Here is a 17,976-nt window from a genome sequence, read left to right on the forward strand (position 1 = left end):
TTGGAATATTGAGAAGAGCTGTCCCTAGTACGAGAGGACCGGGATGGACGAACCTCTGGTGGACCTGTTGTGGCGCCAGCCGCAGTGCAGGGTAGCTAAGTTCGGACGGGATAACTGCTGAAAGCATCTAAGCAGGAAGCCTCCTTCAAAACCAGTATTCCCTATCAGAGCCGTGGAAGACCACCACGTTGATAGGCTGGGTGTGGAAGTGCAGCAATGCATGAAGCTTACCAGTACTAATAGCTCGATCGACTCGATCGTTCTCATTTACCAATGATCGTAATCAAAAAGACCAGTTCACGAGAAAAACACCAGGTGTGATTGTTTGACCTGGTGGCTATGGCGAAGCGCCCAGAACCCGATCCCATTCCGAACTCGACCGTTAAACGCTTCTGCGCCAATGGTACTGTGTCTTAAGGCACGGGAGAGTAGGTCGCCGCCAGGTCTAACAATCACACCAATACACTTCTCTCAACACACACAAAAAGCCCCGCAAAAACGCGGGGCTTTTTGCGTTCAAGGGGCGCAACTGCGCCAATGGCACGCTCTCTGTCTCCAATCGTGTCACCGCTACGATAGGCCTTGTGAGACAGCCTCGAGCTTAAGCTGCGGAAGGGTAGGGTGCGCCAGGGCCCCAGTTGCGTTCAGCCAAAGCCGTCAGGCGAGCCTCAAAACGGTGCGTCGAAACACAGGACAGATCGGCGGTAAGAGCACGGCGATTGCCGTGCTCGCTCTCCGCCGATGCGGCTCTAGTCGTCCAATTTCCTGCTCTGCCGATCGGCGAGGAGGTACAGCCCGGCTACACTAACGGCGAGAGCCGTCATCACCATCCATAAGGCAAAGCCGCCGAAGCTGAAGAGGAGGTAGCCGCCGATGAGCGGCGCCAGTGCAAAGCCAATGACGGCCAGTGAAAAGGCCCCGAAATAGCTGCCTTTCATGTCCTTTGGCGCAATGCGATCGATGATGATGCTCATCGTGGGAAAGAGGATGGCCTCACCGATCGAGAGTAGGAACATTGCAAAGAAAAGCGCATAGGGCGGATCGATGGGTGCAATGCCGAAGCCGAAAAATCCCAGGCCGAACAGCGCGACGCCGTACATAGACCGATGGAAGGGTCTGATGCGCTCCATGAGCTTGAGCAAGGGGAACTGCAGCACGACGATCGTTGCGGCGTTGAGCCCGATCAGCATGGCATAGAGCAGCGCGAGATCCGGCACGGATTGCTGTTGCAGATACTGCACCAGTCCCGATTCAATCTGGCCATAGCCGATCGAGCAGATAAGGCTTGCGAGCACGAACAGCAGGAACGCCGTGTCGCGCCGAAGAACGCCAAGAACCTCGCGGAAGGTAAATTGCGCGCCCATAGCGGATCCCTGAAGCGGGCGCTCGATGCGGAAAACGACGATTGCGCCGAGAAAATATAGGGCGTTGACCGCGCCGAGCAGAAAAAACGTGCCCTGTTGGCCGGTAAGGCCCGCGGCTGCCCCGAGTATGGGACCCAGCGCAGCACCGACGTTTAGGGCGAAATAGCGCATATGGAGCGCCATATCTTTGATCGCGCGGTCCTCGACCATATCGGTCATCAATGCGCGGCCGGGATCTTCAACCATCGGGCGGGCAACCGCCTGCATCAATGTGCCGGCAAACAGCATCCAGAGCGAATTCGCGCTCCCCAGCATGATCATTGCCGCAACCGACAATACAATGCCGACGAGGATGATCTTGCGTCGGCCGAGGCGGTCGGAGAGATACCCGACATAAAAGCCAAAGCCGATTCCTGCCATTGTCGCCACTGCGAGAAACAGCCCCACTTCGAGTTCGTTGAGCCCGAACCGTGTGTGAAGCAGGATGGCGAGAAACGGCCAGATCATGAACTGCACGAACCGGCCGGCAAATGTCGCAAAAATGATGAGCCAGATAGTGAGGTTGAACTGGCGGAGCGCGGAAAACATCGGTGTACTCTGGCCCTAAACGAATCGCACCCAATCGGCACACGTCACGCTATTGCCAAAGTGGGCCGCCTTAAACCCGATTACGGAACGCATGATGACGGCCTATCATTCCTATGACCCTGCCATCGGCCACGCCTTGCCGCACGACCCCATAAAGGCCATCATTGCGCCGCGCCCCATCGGCTGGATTTCCTCGCAGGACCGAAACGGACGCGTCAATCTGGCGCCCTACAGCTTTTTCAATCTGTTTTCGTCCGCCCCGCCCATCCTGATTTTCGGCAGTGAGGGACGCAAGGATTCGCTGGACAATATCGAGGCGACCGGCGAGTTCGTCTTCAACCTCGCCACACGCGATCTCGCGACCGCAATGAACCTGAGCTCAGGCAATTTCGCGCCCGAAATCGACGAGTTCGAAGAGGCAGGTCTTGAAAAGTGGCCCTCCGACATCGTCGCCGCGCCGCGGGTTGCAGCGGCGCCGGCTGCCATGGAGTGCAGGCTTATCGAGATCAAGCCGCTGTTCGATCTAGATGGTCGGCCCCTTGCGTCGCATCTGGTGATCGGGCAAGTGGTCCGCGTTCACATCAATCCCGACTATCTCGTTGATGGGTTGTTCGACATAACCAAGGCGGGCACCATAGCGCGGTGCGGCTATCGAGGTGACTATATCGAGACCACGGAAACCTTCGAGATGTTCAGGCCAAAGGTTAATCAGCGCTAATATATTGGGCAAACTTCGCCGAAAATAGGTCTCAAATTGGTCGCGTTTGTGCGGCAAGAGCAGGACTTGTCGTTGTCTTATCCGATCGTATCGCCGTCATGACTCTTTCGCGTCGCCATTTTATCGGCTCGGTGGGCGCCTTGGCGCTTGGGAGCTCCCTGCTGTCCAGCCCGGCTCATGCCGTCTCTCTCATGGACCCGTTCAATCTGCCGACCGCCGTCGACAACGGTGTGGTCAAGATCGGCGATGGCATTCCCTATGCGGGTGGCCCGCGCGGCAAGCTCGACGTTTACGTCCAGCAGAACCCCAAGGCCAATGCGCCGGTCGTGATGTTCATCTACGGCGGGGGCTGGAGCCGTGGAGAGCGTTGGGAATATGACTTCGTCGGCCGCGCGCTGGCGTCACGCGGCTTCGTGGTCGTGATCCCGGATTATCGCCTCGTCCCAGAGGTGACCTATCCCGCTTTTCTTTACGACGTCGCCGTCGCTGCTAAATGGGTTGAGGACAATATCTCGACCTTCGGCGGCAATCGGGAAAAATTCTTTCTCGCCGGCCACTCGGCGGGCGCCTACAATGCCGTAATGCTCGGGCTGGACCCGGCCTTTCTGCGCGACGCCGGGTCGACGCTAACCGTTCGTGGCGTTGCGGGCCTTGCCGGGCCCTATGATTTCTATCCGTTCGAGTTCAACGAAGTGCGCGAGGCGTTCGGCTATGCGCCAAATCCGGAAGGCACCCAGCCCATCCGGTTGGTCACCAGCGCGGCGCCGCCGATGTTTCTCGCCACGGGCAATCTCGATCTGATCGTCAAGACCGACAACACCACCGCACTGGCCGCGCGACTGCGCGAAAACATGGTGCCGGTCGATGAGCGCTATTACGATGGTATCGGTCATATGGAAATCGTAACCGCTCTGGGCGCGATGCTCCGCTGGCGCGCCCCGGTGCTCGACGATATAGTCAATTTCTACGCCAGTCTCGGCGCGCTCGACGCCTGATTTCTCAGCATAGCGAAACCAAAGCGGGTCCTCACACGTAGTGTAGGGATGAGGTTTTTACGACGAGCCCTCGTTTGGGCAGGAGCGCTGGGCGTGGGGGTATTTGCTGCACTGTTCGGAGCCGCGAATGCTTTCTCTCCGGTGGCCGTCTTCGGTGCCCTTGTGCCCAAGGATGGGGGCGTTGTTGTAACGCGAAATATCGCCTACGGCCCGCTCCCACGCCATAGTCTCGACGTCTACCGTCCAAGTGGTGATCAGGTCGGTCGTCCAGTCATCTATTTCAGCTATGGCGGCGGATGGGAGAGCGGGGAAAAGTCTGACTACGCCTTTGTCGGTCGCGCATTTGCGGCGCGTGGCTATGTCACCGTCATCGCGGACTATCGTGTGGTGCCGGACGTCGTCTATCCCAATTTCGTGGCAGACAATGCGCTTGCCGTCTCATGGCTAAGAGAGAATGTCGCTTCCTTCGGAGGCAATAGGGACAATCTCTTTCTCATGGGCCATTCGGCAGGCGCCTATAATGTGGTCATGATGGCCCTTGATGGGGAGTTCGGCGTGGCAAATGCGCCGATATCCGGCGTGGTCGGGCTATCTGGCCCTTATGATTTCTTCCCCTTCGATGTGCCGGCCTCGCAAAATGCCTTCGGGAATTTCGAGCAGCCCGAACAGACACAGCCCATCAATCATTTGCAGGGCGATGCGCCACCAATGCTTTTGTTGCACGGCGACAGCGACGACACGGTGCGCGTGCGCAATTCGGTCGCTCTGGCGCAAGGGTTGACCGAAGCGGGTGCCTCTGCGGAGCTCAAGGTTTACGAGGGCGCCAACCACGCCGACACGCTCAGCATGCCGCTGCGATGGCGCTATCCGGTGTTTGACGACATCCTGACGTTTCTCGCCACCCATGACAGTGGTAACGGCTAGCGTTTGAGGAAGCGCTCGAGCCTCTCGAGCCCGTTGGCGATTTTTTCAGGGCTGGCGGCAAAGCACCAGCGCAGCCAGCCTTCGCCTTCGGGGCCGAACGCACTGCCGGGCGCCAGCCCCAGGCCGAAATCTGTGACGAGCGTCCTCGCAACGGCCATATCGTCGGCTTCACCGTCGATCCTGAAAAACGCATACATTGCGCCGTCTGCCTCCGGCACCTCGATCCGCCCCAGCCCTTCCAGGCCATCGAGCAGCGTGCGCCGCGCGGCGGCCAGTCCCGATCGCAGCCGAGACACGGTCTCTTCGCCGCGCGGATCGGTAAGTGCGGCCAAGCCACCCTTTTGTACGAAGGCTGGCGCGCATGAGGTGTTGTATTCGATGACTTTGGGCACATCGGTCATAAGGGCTTCTGGCACCGTCAACCACCCCAACCGCCAGCCGGTCATCCGCCAGGCTTTGGAGAAGGAATTGACCCGCACGATCCGGTCGTCGGGGCTGGCATGGGTCAGGAGCGATGGCGCTGCGTTGCGCCCATCAAAGACCAGCCTCTCATAGACCTCGTCGGTCAGGATCCAGATGCCATGTTTACGGCAATGCGCGAGAATCGTGCGCTGCGCATCCACGTCGAGCGTAAACCCCGTGGGATTGTTCGGCGCATTGATGATCACCATTCGCGTGTCGGGCGTCAGCGCATCGAGCAGGCGATCGAGATCGAGGGACCACCGGCCATCGGCGATGGACAACGGCACGCGGGTCACCTCAGCGCCGATCAGGCGTGGCGCTTCAGCGATATTGGGCCAGATCGGCGTAACGACCACGACGCGGTCGCCCGGCGACACGATCAACTGATTGGCGATCATCAGGGCCGATACGCCCGAGCCGGTTACCGCTACGCGGTCAGCCGTGATATCGATGCCATGCAGCGCGCTTTCATAGCGGGCAATGGCTCCGCGCAGGGCGGGCAGGCCGAGATTATGGACGTAGAACGTCTCGCCATTGCCAATGGCATCCTGGGCGGCCGCGCGGATGAAATCGGGGGTCACCTCGTCGCCTTCACCGAACCAGAAGATCGACAGGTCGTCGCGCCCCATGCCGGCATTGGCGATGTCGCGGATGCGCGATGAGGTGAGGGCCGCAACTTGGGGCCGGGCAGTGGCAGTCATGATACCTCGTTTGGTCAGGCTTTGGTCTGGCGGCGCGCACCGATCAATGTCGCCGCAACCACGCCGATAGCGACAACACCGATGATGATGGTGGCGAGCGCATTGACGTCGGGAGAAACGCCGAGACGGATCTTGGAGAAAATCACCATGGGCAAAGTGGACGAGCCCGGGCCCGACACAAAGCTCGCGATCACCAGATCGTCGAGCGAGAGCGTGAACGCCAGAAGCCAGCCCGAAATCAGCGCCGGCGCGATGATCGGCAGGGTGATGTCGAAAAATACCCGCAAGGGCGTGGCGCCTAGATCCATAGCCGCTTCGTCGAGCGAGCGATCCATGTCGATAAGGCGCGAGCGTACCACCACAGTCACATAGGCCATGCAGAATGTGGAATGCGCAATGGTGATGGTGGTGAACCCGCGCCCTCCGGGCCAGCCGATCAACGCCTCCATCGAGACGAACAACAAGAGCAGCGAAAGCCCGGTGATGACTTCAGGCATAACGAGCGGCGCCGAGACCATGCCGGTCAGTGCCGTCTTGCCGCGGAACTTGCCCAGCCGAGTCAGCGTCACCCCGGCCAGCGTCCCGAGCACCGTCGCGATGGTCGCGCTGACGGCGGCGATCTGCAGACTCAAGATGCCTGCTGCTACCACCTGAGAGTCGTTGAACAGCGCCGCATACCAGCGCAGTGAAAACCCGGTCCATACAGTCACCAGCCGGCTTTCATTGAACGAAAACACGACCAGCGACACGATCGGCGCATAGAGAAAGGCGAACCCGAAGATCGCCATGAAAGTGGTGAAGGTGCCGCGTTTCATGCGTCCTTCTCCACCACGGCGTTCTGGGCTCGGCTCAAAAGCATGATCGGAACCACGAGGATCACCAGCATGACGATGGCGACTGCGGAGGCGACAGGCCAGTCGCGATTGGCGAAGAACTCGTCCCAGAGGACACGCCCGATCATCAGCGTATCGGCACCCCCCAGCAGGGACGGGATCACGAATTCACCGATGGCCGGGATGAAAACCAGCATCGAGCCCGCCACGACACCGGGCATCGAGAGCGGCAGGATAACGGTCAGGAACGTCATGAAGGGCCGCGCGCCGAGATCAGCCGAGGCTTCGATCAGGCTCTGGTCGAGCTTGACCAGCGTCGTATAGATCGGGAGCACCATGAAGGGCAGGTAGGTATAGACGATACCCACGAACACCGCGCCTTCGGTCTGGAGCATCGTGATGGGCTGGTCGATGATCCCCAGCCCGAGCAGCGCGTTGTTGATGATGCCGTTGCGACCGAGAAAGCCCATCCAGGCGTAAACGCGCAACAGGAACGATGTCCAGAATGGCAGGATCACCAGCATCAATAGCAGATTGCGGTATTTGTCGTCCGACCGCGCGATGAACCACGCCATAGGATAAGCGATGACCAGCGCTATTGCCGTCGAGATCGCGGCGATCCGCACCGAGTTGATATAGGCGTTGGCGTAAAGCGCGTCCTGGAGGATGAACAGGAAGTTGGAAAAATGCAGCGTGATCGACAGCGACTCGTCGGCGCCCCATGCAAACATTGGCAGATAGGGAGGCTGACCGAGCGCAAAGGCGCTGAAGGCGATCTTGAGCACGACGAGCAGCGGGATCAGAAAGAACAGCGCCAGCCAAAGGGTGGGCGCAAGGATCACCGCCGTTCGGCCGCTGATACCGACACGGCTCAGCCATCCCACGACGAAATCCCGGGCGCGGCGCGGGCGTGTGACTATGCCATCCGTGCTCATGAGGTCAAAACCGCTCCGGCATCGGCCGCCCACGATATATAGACCTTCTCGTCCCAACTGATCCCTTCGATATCGTATCGGGTGAGATTGGTCTGGGAAACGTGGATGCGCTTGCCGCTGTCGAGCACGATGCGGAAAAGGCTCATGTCACCGAGGTAAGCAACGTCTTCCACCAGCCCGTGAGTGATGTTGGCGTCGCCGTCCGGGCGCTCGCGGGTCAACACCATCTTTTCGGGCCGGATGGCGTACCAAAGGGTTTGTTCGGGCGCGCAGTCGACGCCGTGGCTCACATAGATGTCGCAGCCCGCTTCGGCAGTGGAATCGATGCGGATATGGTCGTCCTCGTCTTCGGCAACGACGCCCTCGAACATATTGACCGAGCCCACAAACCCGGCCACGAAGCGCGAATTGGGGAATTCATAGATCTCGTGCGGCTCGCCGATCTGAGCAATTTTGCCGTCGTTCATCACCCCGATCCGGGTCGAAAGCGTCATCGCTTCCTCCTGATCATGGGTCACGACGATGAAGGTCACACCGAGCTGTTCCTGGATCTTGACCAGTTCGTACTGGGTTTCCTCGCGCAGCTTCTTGTCGAGCGCGCCGAGTGGTTCATCGAGCAGCAGCAGTTTCGGGCGCTTGGCCAGCGAACGGGCCAGGGCCACGCGTTGGCGCTGGCCGCCCGAAAGCTGGTGCGGCTTACGCTTGGCAAAGGGCTCGAGCCGGGTCAGCTTTAAAAGCTCCGCCACGCGATCGGCGATGTCGCCCTTGGCCATGCCCTGGCGCTTGAGGCCGTAGGCGATGTTGTTTTCGACAGTCATATGCGGGAACAACGCATAGGACTGGAACATCATGTTGATGGGGCGCTGGTACGGCGGCACATTAGCCATGTCCTGCCCGTCGATCTCGATCGAGCCCTTGGTGATGGTCTCGAACCCGGCAAGCATGCGCAACAGCGTCGACTTGCCCGACCCCGATCCACCCAGAAGACAGAAGAGCTCGCCCTTGTAGATGTCGAGCGACACGTCATCGACGGCGTAGACATCGCCGAAGGTCTTGGTGACATTGCGGATACGGACAAACGGCTTCGCGTCAGCGTCACGCCATGGACGGGCATCGGCGGCGATCTGAGGTTTCTTCAATAAAGGACGTCCTCAACCCCAAAATAATGGAAAGGGCAGGGCACCATAAAGCGCCCTGCCATGCAAAGATGCACCGGGTCGATCAGACCCCGGTCTTGATACGGGTCCAGGCGCGGGTCAGCAGCCGGTCGTAACTGGCCGAGCGTGCCTGCAGCGGGAAGAGATTGGCCATCACGTCGTCGGTCGGATAGATCGCCGGGTCCGACGCGATCTCCGGATCGACGAGGTCGAGCGAAGCGGCGTTGGGGTTGGCGTACCAGACATAATTGGTGATGTCGGCTGCGATCTGAGGTTCAAGGATGAAGTTGATGAAGGCGTGGGCTGCATCGACATTGGGAGCATCCGCCGGGATCGCCATCATGTCGAACCAGAGCGAGGCGCCTTCCTCGGGGATCACATAGGCGATTTCAACGCCCTGTCCCGCTTCGGCAGCGCGATCGGCGGCGATGAACACGTCGCCCGAATAGCCGACGGCCAGGCAGATCTCACCATTGGCCAGGTCGGAAATGTATTGCGACGAGTTGAAGACCCGGATGTGCGGGCGCACCGAATTGATCAGCGCTTCAGCCTGCTCGAGATCTTCGGGGGCTTCCGAGTTCGGGTCGAGACCGAGATAGTTTAGCGCCGCCGCGACCATTTCCACCGGAGCGTCGAGCACCGAGATGCCGCAATCGGCGAGCTGGCTGGCGATTTCGGGATCGAACAGCATGTCCCAGGAATTGAGCGGGCCATCTTCGCCCAGCCGTTCGGTAATCATGCCGACATTATAACCAAGTCCGGTTGTGCCCCACATATAGGGAACCGAATACTGGCTGCCGGGGTCATGAGCCTCGACGATCGCCATCACTGCAGGGTCTAGGTTTTCGAAATTGGGGATCTTGGACTTATCGAGCGGCTGGAACAGGCCGATCGGGATCTGGCGTTCGAGAAAGAACCCCGAAGGGACGACGACGTCGTAGCCCGAGGACCCTGCCAGAAGGCGCGCTTCGACGATCTCGTTGGAGTCGAACACGTCGTAATTGGCTGTGATACCGGTTTCGGCGGTGAACTTTTCCAGCGTGTCTTCGGCGATGTAGTCGGACCAGTTGTAGATATTGACGGTCTGGTCCTGGGCCACTGCGACGCCGGCGGCGAGCGAGGCTGAGAGTGTCAAGAGAAACAAAGACTTGTTCATTGAGGCAAGGGTCCTTTCGAGAGCAAAAAAGGATGTGGTGAACGATGTCGTGCGACTGCTCCGGAGTTAGCTCTTGGCGGCGTCAACCACACGGCACTCCCTTCGCCGCTTCACCAATCGAGTACGAGGATTAAACCCCGCGCGCGGACCCGACCGCTAGGCATAAAAAGGTCAATTCCCGATTACAGCCAAGTGTGACCCCTGAAAAGCGAAAATGTTAGCGTGCCCGCACGATTGCCCGAAATTTTTGCAGTCTTGCAACGCCCCCAGTCTTGCTGCTCTGTCTGACGGCCTTGTGACAAACACAAACCCCGGCGCGGTGGCCGGGGTCTGAAAAATCTAATTTGGGGGCGCTTAGTCGACTTCGTTGGCCGGCTTCGCGTTGAGGAGCCCGTATTTCTCTTCGCCGATCTTAGAAAGCAGATCGAGTTCGGTTTCGAGAAAATCGGTATGACCTTCTTCGTCGGTCAGAAGGTCTTCGAACAGCTTCTGGGTCACGTAGTCGCCCAGATCGTTACAAATCTTGCGGCTCTCGCGATAGGATTTGATCGCATCGAGTTCGCCCGCCAGATCGGCCTCGAGGACCTCCTTGATGTTCTGCCCGATGCGTAACGGTGCAACGCGTTGCAGGTTCGGGTGGCCTTCAAGAAAGATGATCCGGTCGATCAGCCTGTCGGCGTGGTGCATTTCCTCGATGGATTCAGCACGTTCCTTTTCGGCGAGGCGTTTGAAGCCCCAATCGTCCAGAAGCCGGAAATGAATCCAGTATTGGTTGATGGCCCCCAGTTCGAGGAAGAGCGCCTCGTTAAGCCGCTCGATGATCTTTGCGTCGCCTTTCACTTTCACCTCCGTTGCGCGATGACTTGCGCAGGTTTTTCATACGTGACCTAACGTCGACAAGGTTTGCGGCGTTCCCGGCCAGTTTGAGGTGGTAAGTCTCGGTGACCTTGCCGATAATGTCCACAATGTTCGGCACGCAACCGCAACATTGTCCCCGCTTGCCCAACTCGCGATAAATACGCGCAGGCACGACGAGCTGCCAGGGATCCTCGTCGAGAATGGAAACGACGATATCCTCGATGTCGGTGTTCGAAATCAGATTGCACTGGCAGATGAGCATGATCGGACGTCAAGAGGCTGTGCTTGGATTTGCCCCATACATACGGCCTAAAAGATGATTGTCAACATCACCTTTGTCGCACGGTTTATTTCTCCACGTCGCCGGGCGCGTCCGGGCCGTCCTCTCCGTCGTCCTTCCAGACTATAAAGAAGGTGTAGATGCCGTACGCGGTCATGCCGCCGAAAAGCAGGGCCCATCCGTAATTGGCGTTGACCAGGTCCCAGACTGCCATCGCGGCGGGAATGGCGACGACAAGGGCTCGGCGCCATACGGGGCGTAGCCAGGGATGGTTCGCATTGGCCTTGGTCATAGTTCACCCCATCCGACATAGGTCTTGAGATCGATGGCCCGCTCAGCGGTCAAATCCAGTACGCACGAGCCATAATATATCGAGCGGATCGTTCCATCGGCCCAAAAGGTGTATTCGAATTCGCACTTGGCGTCGCGCCAGTCGATCCATGCCCGCTGTGCGGTCTGCAGCGCCTCGGCGCTGTCTTCGTCCAAAACTTCGCGCAAGGCCGCATAGTCGACATTGAGCTGGGAATCCCACCAGTCGGTTTCCCGAGCGAGGCACTCGGTCATGCCGATCGTCGTCATGCCCTCGTCGGTCTCCATGCACGGACCCGAGGCAGCGCCGATGCAATCTCTCAGAGGCGCTGCGGATGCACCCTGGGCGTCATCAGCATGAAGGCTCTCCAGCGTCGCGTCTGTGCACGCGACCATCAGCTCGGCATCGGCCGAGGTGAATGTAATGTCCTGCGCTAGCGCGGGGGCTGCTGTAAGAACGCCAAGCGTTAGGGCCAGGGTGAATTTGCGCATTATTGTATCCTTTTCAGTGCGGCGTGATCCGTGCCACGAGCCAGCGTGCCGTGGAGAAATACTCCCGATGCAGCAGCATGATGATGGTGGCCAGGGTCACGGCGATGGCAGCCCAACTCGAAACGAACCAGGCGACCATCGGAATGGCGAAATAATACGAGCGGATGCCTGCGTTGAAGCGCTGCGCCGCCATGGCGTTGATCCGCGCGATCGTGCGAATTTCCTCAGCAGGTGCCGGTTTTGTGTGATCCAACCCACCAATCAATATGCAGAAATGATTGAACTGGCGCAGCGACAGCGTGAACGAGAGAAACGCGTAAACGAACAGGACCAGCAGTCCGACATTGTGGACCTGCATGTCGAATTCTGAATGCGGCTGGCCGAAGGTAATGGACGAAAGCGCCGGCAGGAACTGCGGGAGTTGCCCGATCACCGTGAACATCGCGAGGATCAAAAGTGCGGTGGTCGAGGCAAAGAATGACACCGAGCTCATGATATTGCCCGAGAGGATCGCATCGAGCGGCGTGTCGCGTCTCGAGGCCTGGGTCACCCAGTTGAAACGCTGCTCGTTCATCAGCGCCGACATCGACGGCCGGTGCCGATCGAGGATCATCGTCGCCAGGCCATACGCATAAAGCGCGGCCAGTGGCAGCAGGGAGGCAAATAGCGCAAACGCGTTCATCGGTCCTCGTTCTACGATTGGCAGAATCCATCGCGACGATAACGCGGGCACCGATGCGTTGCGACCGCAAAATCAATCGACGATTGGCAAGGTCGCAGCAGAGCGAGGCAATGCGTGAGCCGTGCCTCGCTCGTTGGTATTTTAAGCGACGGTGCGCGGATATAGCCGGTGCAAATCCTCGATGCCCTTGAGCACGTCCTCGCTGAGCGTGACCTCATGGGCCGCGATGTCGCTCTTGAGCTGGTCGAGCGACGTGGCCCCGATGATCACCGACCCCATGAATGGTCGCGTCAGACAGAAGGCAATCGCCATCTGGCAGGCATCGAGTCCGTGTTGTTCGGCCAGCGTCATATAGGCTTTGGTCGCGATTTCGGACTGCGGATTGTGCCGCCACATATTGCCCATCGCCCCGCGCGTACCCTCGGGCATCCGGCCATCATTGTACTTGCCGCTCAACAGCCCAGCCGCCAGCGGCGAATAGGCCAAAAGATCGACATCCTCAAAGGCGCAGACCTCCGCCAGATCCTGATCGAAAGCGCGACGCAGGAGGTTGTATTCATTCTGAATGGTCGCCATGCGCGGCAGGTCGTGAAGCTCTGCGAGCTTGAGATATTCCATCAGGCCCCAGCTGGTTTCGTTGGACAGCCCGAGGGCGCGTATCTTTCCGGCCTTGACCTGCTCGCCCAGCGTTTCGAGCACTTCGAGCAGATTGGCGCGGATCGCCTCGCGGTCCTGCCCATAGGGGTCAAATGTCCAGGACCCCGAGAAATTGTAATGTTTCCGATTGGGCCAATGAAGCTGATAGAGGTCGATATAGTCGGTGCCCAAACGCTCGAGATTGGCGTCTAGCGCCGCGATCACCTCGTTACGGTTGATCGGTCGTCCGCCACGGATCCAGTCGTTGCCCGGCCCGGCGATTTTCGATGCAACGACCCAGTCGTCGCGGCGGCCATTGGCCTTAAACCAGCTTCCGGTGATCCTTTCGGTCGAGCCTTGCGTCTCGGCGCGGCCTGGCGTCGAATAGAGTTCGGCGGTATCGAGGAAATTGATGCCCTGGTCGAGCGCGTAGTCCATCTGCGCGTGGCCTTCGGCCTCGGTGTTCTGTTCGCCCCATGTCATGGTGCCCAGACAAATGCGGCTCACGGAAATTCCTGTGCGGCCAAGAGTGCGCTGTTGCATGAATCAATTCCGGATATCGTTTGGTCAAAAATGGATGGGGCAATGGCCCTGACCCATGTGTAACGTTCGAGACTGGCAAGCGCAATCGCAGGGGCTTTCCGATTGCTGTCAAAAAAAATGTCGTCAAACCGAAGACAAGGGGTTTGCAAACCCAGTTTGCCCCCCTATATAGGCGGCGTCCGAGTGGTTCGGTTTTACGAAATCAGCCACGAAATCAGCGACATTATTGGCGCGGGGTGGAGCAGCCCGGTAGCTCGTCAGGCTCATAACCTGAAGGTCGCAGGTTCAAATCCTGCCCCCGCAACCAATATTTTCAAGGACTTAACCCAGATAGCGGTTAGGTCCTTTTTTCTTGTGTCCGCGCTGTGTCCGTAATTCAGGGGCGCTCGGTTCGGATGAACCGGGGTTCAAGCGTCATCCTGATCTGCTTTGCACCGTCAAGTTTTTCTGGCTAGGGTGCCCGAGACTATCGGGGGGCCTATGGCTGACAATAACAAAAACAATGGCGATCTCGCTTTTACCGCTGACCTGTTCAAGGCAGCGGACAAGCTCAGGGGCAATCTGGAGCCCAGCGAATACAAGCACGTCGCGCTGGGGCTGATTTTTCTTAAGTACATTTCAGATGCGTTCGAGGCGCAGCGGGCAAAGCTGCTGACGATTGAAAACGCCGATCCGGAAGACCCCGAGGAGTATATCGGCGATAATGTCTTCTGGGTGCCCAAGACCGCCCGGTGGTCGTATTTGCGCGACAACGCCAAGCGGCCCGAGATCGGGGTTCTGATCGATCAGGCGATGGACGCCATTGAGCAAGAGCCGTCCAACGAGGGGTTGAAGGGCGTACTGCCCAAAAACTATGCGCGCCCCACGCTCAACAAGACCATGCTGGGCGAGTTGATTGATCTGTTTTCCAACATCGGCATGCATGACAGCACCGACAAGGCACGGGACGTGTTGGGTCGGGTTTACGAGTATTTCCTGTCGGGTTTTGCCGGCTCAGAGGGCAAGCGTGGTGGCGAGTTCTTTACGCCCCGTTCGGTGGTACGCACGCTGGTCGAAATGCTCGAACCGTTCCAAGGCCGGGTTTATGACCCGTGCTGCGGGTCGGGCGGCATGTTCGTGCAATCGGAGAAGTTCATCGAGGATCACGGCGGTCGGCGCGATGCGATCTCGGTCTATGGTCAGGAGATCAACCACACCACATGGCGGCTGGCCAAAATGAACCTCGCGGTTCAGGGGATCGATGCCGACATCAAATGGAACAATGAAGGAAGCTTTCACCGGGACGAGCATCCAGATTTGAAGGCCGACTTCATCATGGCCAACCCGCCGTTCAATATCTCGGATTGGGGCGGCGAACGGTTGGCAGACGATACACGCTGGCGCTTCGGCACACCGCCCAAAGGCAACGCAAATTTCGGCTGGCTCCAGCATATCTATCACCACCTCGCACCGCGCGGGACGGCGGGTGTGGTGCTGGCCAATGGTTCAATGTCGTCACAGCAATCCGGCGAAGGCGAAATACGCAAAGCGATGATCGAGGCGGACGCCGTCGACTGCATGGTGGCACTGCCCAGCCAACTTTTCTATTCCACGCAAATCCCAGCCTGTCTCTGGATTTTGGCGCGGGACAAGAGCGCCAATGGTCATCGCGACCGGCGAGGCGAAATCCTGTTCATCGATGCGCGCAAACTCGGGTTTATGGTGGACCGGGTGCGGCGGGAGTTTTCGCCAGATGATATTGCCAAGATCGCAGACGCCTATCATCGCTGGCGCAACAAGGATCATGCTGAGGCTTACGCAGACCAGTCGGGCTTCTGCAAGTCGGCCACACTCGACGAGGTTCGCCAGAACGGCCATGTGCTCACGCCGGGTCGATATGTTGGTGCAGAGGACATCGAAGACGATGGCGTACCGTTCGAGGAAAAGTTTGCGGAGTTGAGGGAGGAGCTCGAAGCACAGTTTGCCGAGGGACGGTTGTTGGAGGGGCGCATAGCTACCGCAATCGGAGGTTTTTTCCGCAATGACTGACTGGCAGCTGGTTAGGTTGGGAGATGTAGTCGATTTTCTGACAGGCTTCCCATTCAAGAGTGCAAATTACTCTGACGCGAGCAGCGATCCGAGGCTTTTGCGTGGCGACAACATCGCGCAGGGCTTCGTTCGCTGGGACAATGCGAAGCGATGGCCTAAAGATCGCGTCCCAGATTTGGCGGCATACAAGTTGGAAATCGGCGACGTCGTGCTTGCAATGGATCGCCCGTGGATAGAAGCAGGCCTAAAATATGCGGCGGTAGGGCAGCAAGATGTTCCTAGCCTGCTTGTCCAACGAGTAACCCGCTTGCGAGGCACTCACAAACTGTCCGGTCGCTTCCTTAGGTATGTGATCGGGAGTAGAGCGTTCACCGACTATGTACTGGGTGTTCAGACCGGCACAGCTGTACCGCACATAAGCGGTGGACAAATCAAAGACTATAGATTTCGACTGCCGACGCCGTCCGAACAGGAAGCCATTGCTGATGCTCTGGGCTCCCTCGATGACAAGATTGAACTAAACCGGCTCACCAGTGAAACGTTGGAGGCGATGGCGCAGGCGATCTTTCGGGACTGGTTTGTCGATTTTGGCCCCACTCGCCGCAAAATCGAGGGCGCGTCCGATCCCCTCACCATCATGGGTGGTCTCGTCACCGATCCCTCCCGCGCACAGGAACTGGTCGATCTGTTTCCCGACCGGTTTGGGGACGAAGGGCTGCCGGAGGGGTGGAGGATGGCGCCACTCTCATCGGTTTCGCTGCTGATGAAGCGTGGCCTTGCGCCGTCGTACGTTGATATAGGAATTCCAGTCGTCAATCAGCGTTGTGTGCGAGGTCGCAAAGTTGACTGGGCAATAGTCCGGCAGCACAACGTGAGCAAGCGACACCCAAAAGAACGCATGCTCGAACTAGGCGATGTCCTGGTGAACTCAACCGGCGTGGGGACGCTGGGGAGAGTGGCAACAGTGAGACAGCTGCCAGGAAATGCGACTTGCGACAGCCACGTAACAATTTGTCGTCCGGACCCAGCGGTAGTCTCAAAAGTGGCATATGCGCTCTTCTTAGAGCAGGCAGAAGACACAATCTCATTGCTGGGGCATGGTTCGACTGGGCAAACAGAACTCAAGCCTTCTGTAGTGGGCGAGCTCCAGATTGCCCTAGCCAATCAACGTATTCATTCGGCTTTCGAAGGCCTGGTTGGGTCTTTGCGTTTGTTAAGTTCCAGCAATGACGATCAGAACCGAACCCTCGCCGCCACTCGTGACCTGCTACTTCCCCAGCTGTTGTCCGGCGAAATCCGACTTCGTGATGCCGAGAAACTGGCCGAGGACGCTGCATGACCTATACCCTCGGACGACTGGAAAAGATCGAGTTGCGCGACATCTGGCGTTCTGAAGCGCATGATTTCACCCCTTGGCTGGCCCGCGAGGACAATATCGCAATCCTCGGGGACACGTTGAGCATGGAGCTTGAGGTTGAGGCGGAAGAGAGCAATGTCGGGCCATTCCGAGCCGATATTCTTTGTAAGGACCTCGTCGACAATTCATGGGTTCTGATTGAAAACCAGCTTGAGCGAACCGATCATACCCACCTTGGCCAATTGCTGACCTATGCAGCCGGATTGCAGACGGTGACGATCATTTGGGTTGCCGCTCGCTTCACCGAGGAACATCGCGCGGCGCTCGACTGGCTCAATGAAATAACGGATGAGCGTTTTCGTTTTTTTGGTGTCGAGGTCGAGCTCTGGCGTATTGGCGATAGTGCCGCCGCGCCAAAATTCAACGTCATCTCCAAGCCGAACGAGTGGTCGCGTTCCGTGTCACAGGCAAGCCGAAGATTGGAAAACGAGCCTGTCACTGAAACCAAGCAGATGCAGCTCGATTTCTGGACCGAGCTTCAAGGCAGGCTGGAGGGACACAGAACGCTGCGTTCACGGCGGCCCCGGCCCCAGCACTGGACGACGTATTCGATTGGCCGCTCCGGGATGCATTTGGCTGGTCTGTTCAACACGCGGGACAACCGTGTTGGGGTGGAGCTTTATCTGGGTGACGACAACGCAAACGCCTACTTCCAGCAACTAGAACTTCAGCGCCCAGCAATAGAAGCGGAACTTGGTTTTGTCCCCCTCTGGAAGGCCCTGCCCGAACGCCGCGCGTGCCGCATCATCGTGTATCTTGAAAACATTGATCCGGCTGACCGGTCGCGCTGGCCGGAGTATCATTCATGGATGGTCCGAACACTTGAGGCGTTTTCCCGGGTCTTCAAGGATCGCGTGGCCCGGCTCGAAATCGCTCCGCCAGACGGGGAGATGTAGCT

17 protein-coding genes, 1 tRNA gene and 2 rRNA genes are annotated in these 17,976 nt (G+C 58.6%); 9 read left to right on the forward strand and 11 right to left on the reverse strand.

The genetic code is table 11. The features are described from left to right. A 23S ribosomal RNA gene (locus BLR31_RS12235) occupies positions 1 to 261 on the forward strand; the annotation flags it as partial. A gap of 68 nt (positions 262 to 329) precedes the next feature. Beyond that, positions 330 to 445: ribosomal RNA gene (rrf, locus tag BLR31_RS12240) — 5S ribosomal RNA — on the forward strand. Positions 446 to 749: 304 nt separating this feature from the next. Here rrf and BLR31_RS12245 read toward each other — a convergent pair. After that, positions 750 to 1,952: an MDR family MFS transporter gene (locus BLR31_RS12245; RefSeq protein ID WP_090596798.1), complete on the reverse strand. Its 1,203-nt coding sequence runs from the start codon at positions 1,950 to 1,952 to the stop codon at positions 750 to 752. Between the two features lie 94 nt (positions 1,953 to 2,046). On the opposite strand from BLR31_RS12245, the gene BLR31_RS12250 reads away from it, so the two are divergent. The 3 genes from BLR31_RS12250 (at position 2,047) to BLR31_RS12260 (ending at position 4,589) form a co-directional block, all read left to right on the forward strand. Next, complete coding sequence (locus tag BLR31_RS12250; RefSeq protein WP_090597033.1) at positions 2,047 to 2,670, forward strand: flavin reductase family protein; 624 nt, start codon at positions 2,047 to 2,049, stop codon at positions 2,668 to 2,670. A gap of 98 nt (positions 2,671 to 2,768) precedes the next feature. Further along, complete coding sequence (locus BLR31_RS12255) at positions 2,769 to 3,665, forward strand: alpha/beta hydrolase (protein ID WP_244505043.1); 897 nt, start codon at positions 2,769 to 2,771, stop codon at positions 3,663 to 3,665. Positions 3,666 to 3,758: 93 nt separating this feature from the next. Then, complete coding sequence (locus BLR31_RS12260) at positions 3,759 to 4,589, forward strand: alpha/beta hydrolase (protein ID WP_176762640.1); 831 nt, start codon at positions 3,759 to 3,761, stop codon at positions 4,587 to 4,589. Here BLR31_RS12260 and BLR31_RS12265 read toward each other — a convergent pair. The 10 genes from BLR31_RS12265 to BLR31_RS12315 all read right to left on the reverse strand — a co-directional run bounded on the left by BLR31_RS12265 (position 4,586) and on the right by BLR31_RS12315 (position 13,633). Further along, positions 4,586 to 5,752: a pyridoxal phosphate-dependent aminotransferase gene (locus BLR31_RS12265; RefSeq protein WP_090596802.1), complete on the reverse strand. Its 1,167-nt coding sequence runs from the start codon at positions 5,750 to 5,752 to the stop codon at positions 4,586 to 4,588. The genes BLR31_RS12260 and BLR31_RS12265 overlap by 4 nt on opposite strands. 14 nt (positions 5,753 to 5,766) lie before the next feature. Further along, a complete protein-coding gene (locus BLR31_RS12270; protein WP_090596804.1) occupies positions 5,767 to 6,567 on the reverse strand; it encodes an ABC transporter permease subunit in 801 nt (266 codons plus the stop codon). Next, positions 6,564 to 7,520, reverse strand: coding sequence for an ABC transporter permease subunit (locus tag BLR31_RS12275; protein ID WP_090596806.1), 957 nt, complete (start codon positions 7,518 to 7,520; stop codon positions 6,564 to 6,566). Before BLR31_RS12275 ends, BLR31_RS12270 begins: the two co-directional genes overlap by 4 nt. Next, positions 7,517 to 8,659, reverse strand: coding sequence for an ABC transporter ATP-binding protein (locus BLR31_RS12280; RefSeq protein WP_090596808.1), 1,143 nt, complete (start codon positions 8,657 to 8,659; stop codon positions 7,517 to 7,519). Before BLR31_RS12280 ends, BLR31_RS12275 begins: the two co-directional genes overlap by 4 nt. An 82-nt stretch (positions 8,660 to 8,741) precedes the next feature. Beyond that, positions 8,742 to 9,833 (reverse strand): polyamine ABC transporter substrate-binding protein, encoded by a 1,092-nt coding sequence (locus BLR31_RS12285; RefSeq protein ID WP_090596810.1) that lies wholly within the window; start codon positions 9,831 to 9,833, stop codon positions 8,742 to 8,744. Positions 9,834 to 10,187: 354 nt separating this feature from the next. Next, the gene (gene bfr, locus BLR31_RS12290) at positions 10,188 to 10,673 is read right to left on the reverse strand and encodes a bacterioferritin (protein ID WP_090596812.1); all 486 of its coding nucleotides are present in this window, start codon (positions 10,671 to 10,673) and stop codon (positions 10,188 to 10,190) included. A 365-nt stretch (positions 10,674 to 11,038) separates the two neighbouring features. Next, positions 11,039 to 11,263: a hypothetical protein gene (locus BLR31_RS12300; RefSeq protein ID WP_090596816.1), complete on the reverse strand. Its 225-nt coding sequence runs from the start codon at positions 11,261 to 11,263 to the stop codon at positions 11,039 to 11,041. Continuing rightward, positions 11,260 to 11,772: a lysozyme inhibitor LprI family protein gene (locus BLR31_RS12305; protein ID WP_090596817.1), complete on the reverse strand. Its 513-nt coding sequence runs from the start codon at positions 11,770 to 11,772 to the stop codon at positions 11,260 to 11,262. The genes BLR31_RS12300 and BLR31_RS12305 overlap by 4 nt, the downstream gene beginning before the upstream one ends. A gap of 13 nt (positions 11,773 to 11,785) precedes the next feature. Beyond that, on the reverse strand, positions 11,786 to 12,454 hold the full coding sequence (locus BLR31_RS12310; RefSeq protein ID WP_090596819.1) for a DUF599 domain-containing protein: 669 nt from the start codon (positions 12,452 to 12,454) through the stop codon (positions 11,786 to 11,788). A gap of 141 nt (positions 12,455 to 12,595) precedes the next feature. Next, a complete protein-coding gene (locus tag BLR31_RS12315) occupies positions 12,596 to 13,633 on the reverse strand; it encodes an aldo/keto reductase (RefSeq protein ID WP_090596821.1) in 1,038 nt (345 codons plus the stop codon). 230 nt (positions 13,634 to 13,863) lie between these two features. Between BLR31_RS12315 and BLR31_RS12320 the strand changes: the two genes are divergently transcribed. The 4 genes from BLR31_RS12320 (at position 13,864) to BLR31_RS12335 (ending at position 17,974) form a co-directional block, all read left to right on the forward strand. Next, positions 13,864 to 13,940, forward strand: a tRNA-Met gene (locus tag BLR31_RS12320). 173 nt (positions 13,941 to 14,113) lie between these two features. Beyond that, positions 14,114 to 15,661: a class I SAM-dependent DNA methyltransferase gene (locus BLR31_RS12325; protein WP_090596823.1), complete on the forward strand. Its 1,548-nt coding sequence runs from the start codon at positions 14,114 to 14,116 to the stop codon at positions 15,659 to 15,661. Next, on the forward strand, positions 15,654 to 17,000 hold the full coding sequence (locus BLR31_RS12330) for a restriction endonuclease subunit S (RefSeq protein ID WP_090596826.1): 1,347 nt from the start codon (positions 15,654 to 15,656) through the stop codon (positions 16,998 to 17,000). Before BLR31_RS12325 ends, BLR31_RS12330 begins: the two co-directional genes overlap by 8 nt. 32 nt (positions 17,001 to 17,032) lie before the next feature. Further along, entirely contained in the window at positions 17,033 to 17,974 is a 942-nt protein-coding gene (locus tag BLR31_RS12335; protein ID WP_244505044.1) for a DUF4268 domain-containing protein, read from the forward strand. Positions 17,975 to 17,976: the final 2 nt, after the last annotated feature.

Origin of the sequence: Pelagibacterium luteolum (genome assembly GCF_900100665.1) — a bacterium.
GTDB classification, from domain to species: Bacteria; Pseudomonadota; Alphaproteobacteria; order Rhizobiales; family Devosiaceae; genus Pelagibacterium; species Pelagibacterium luteolum.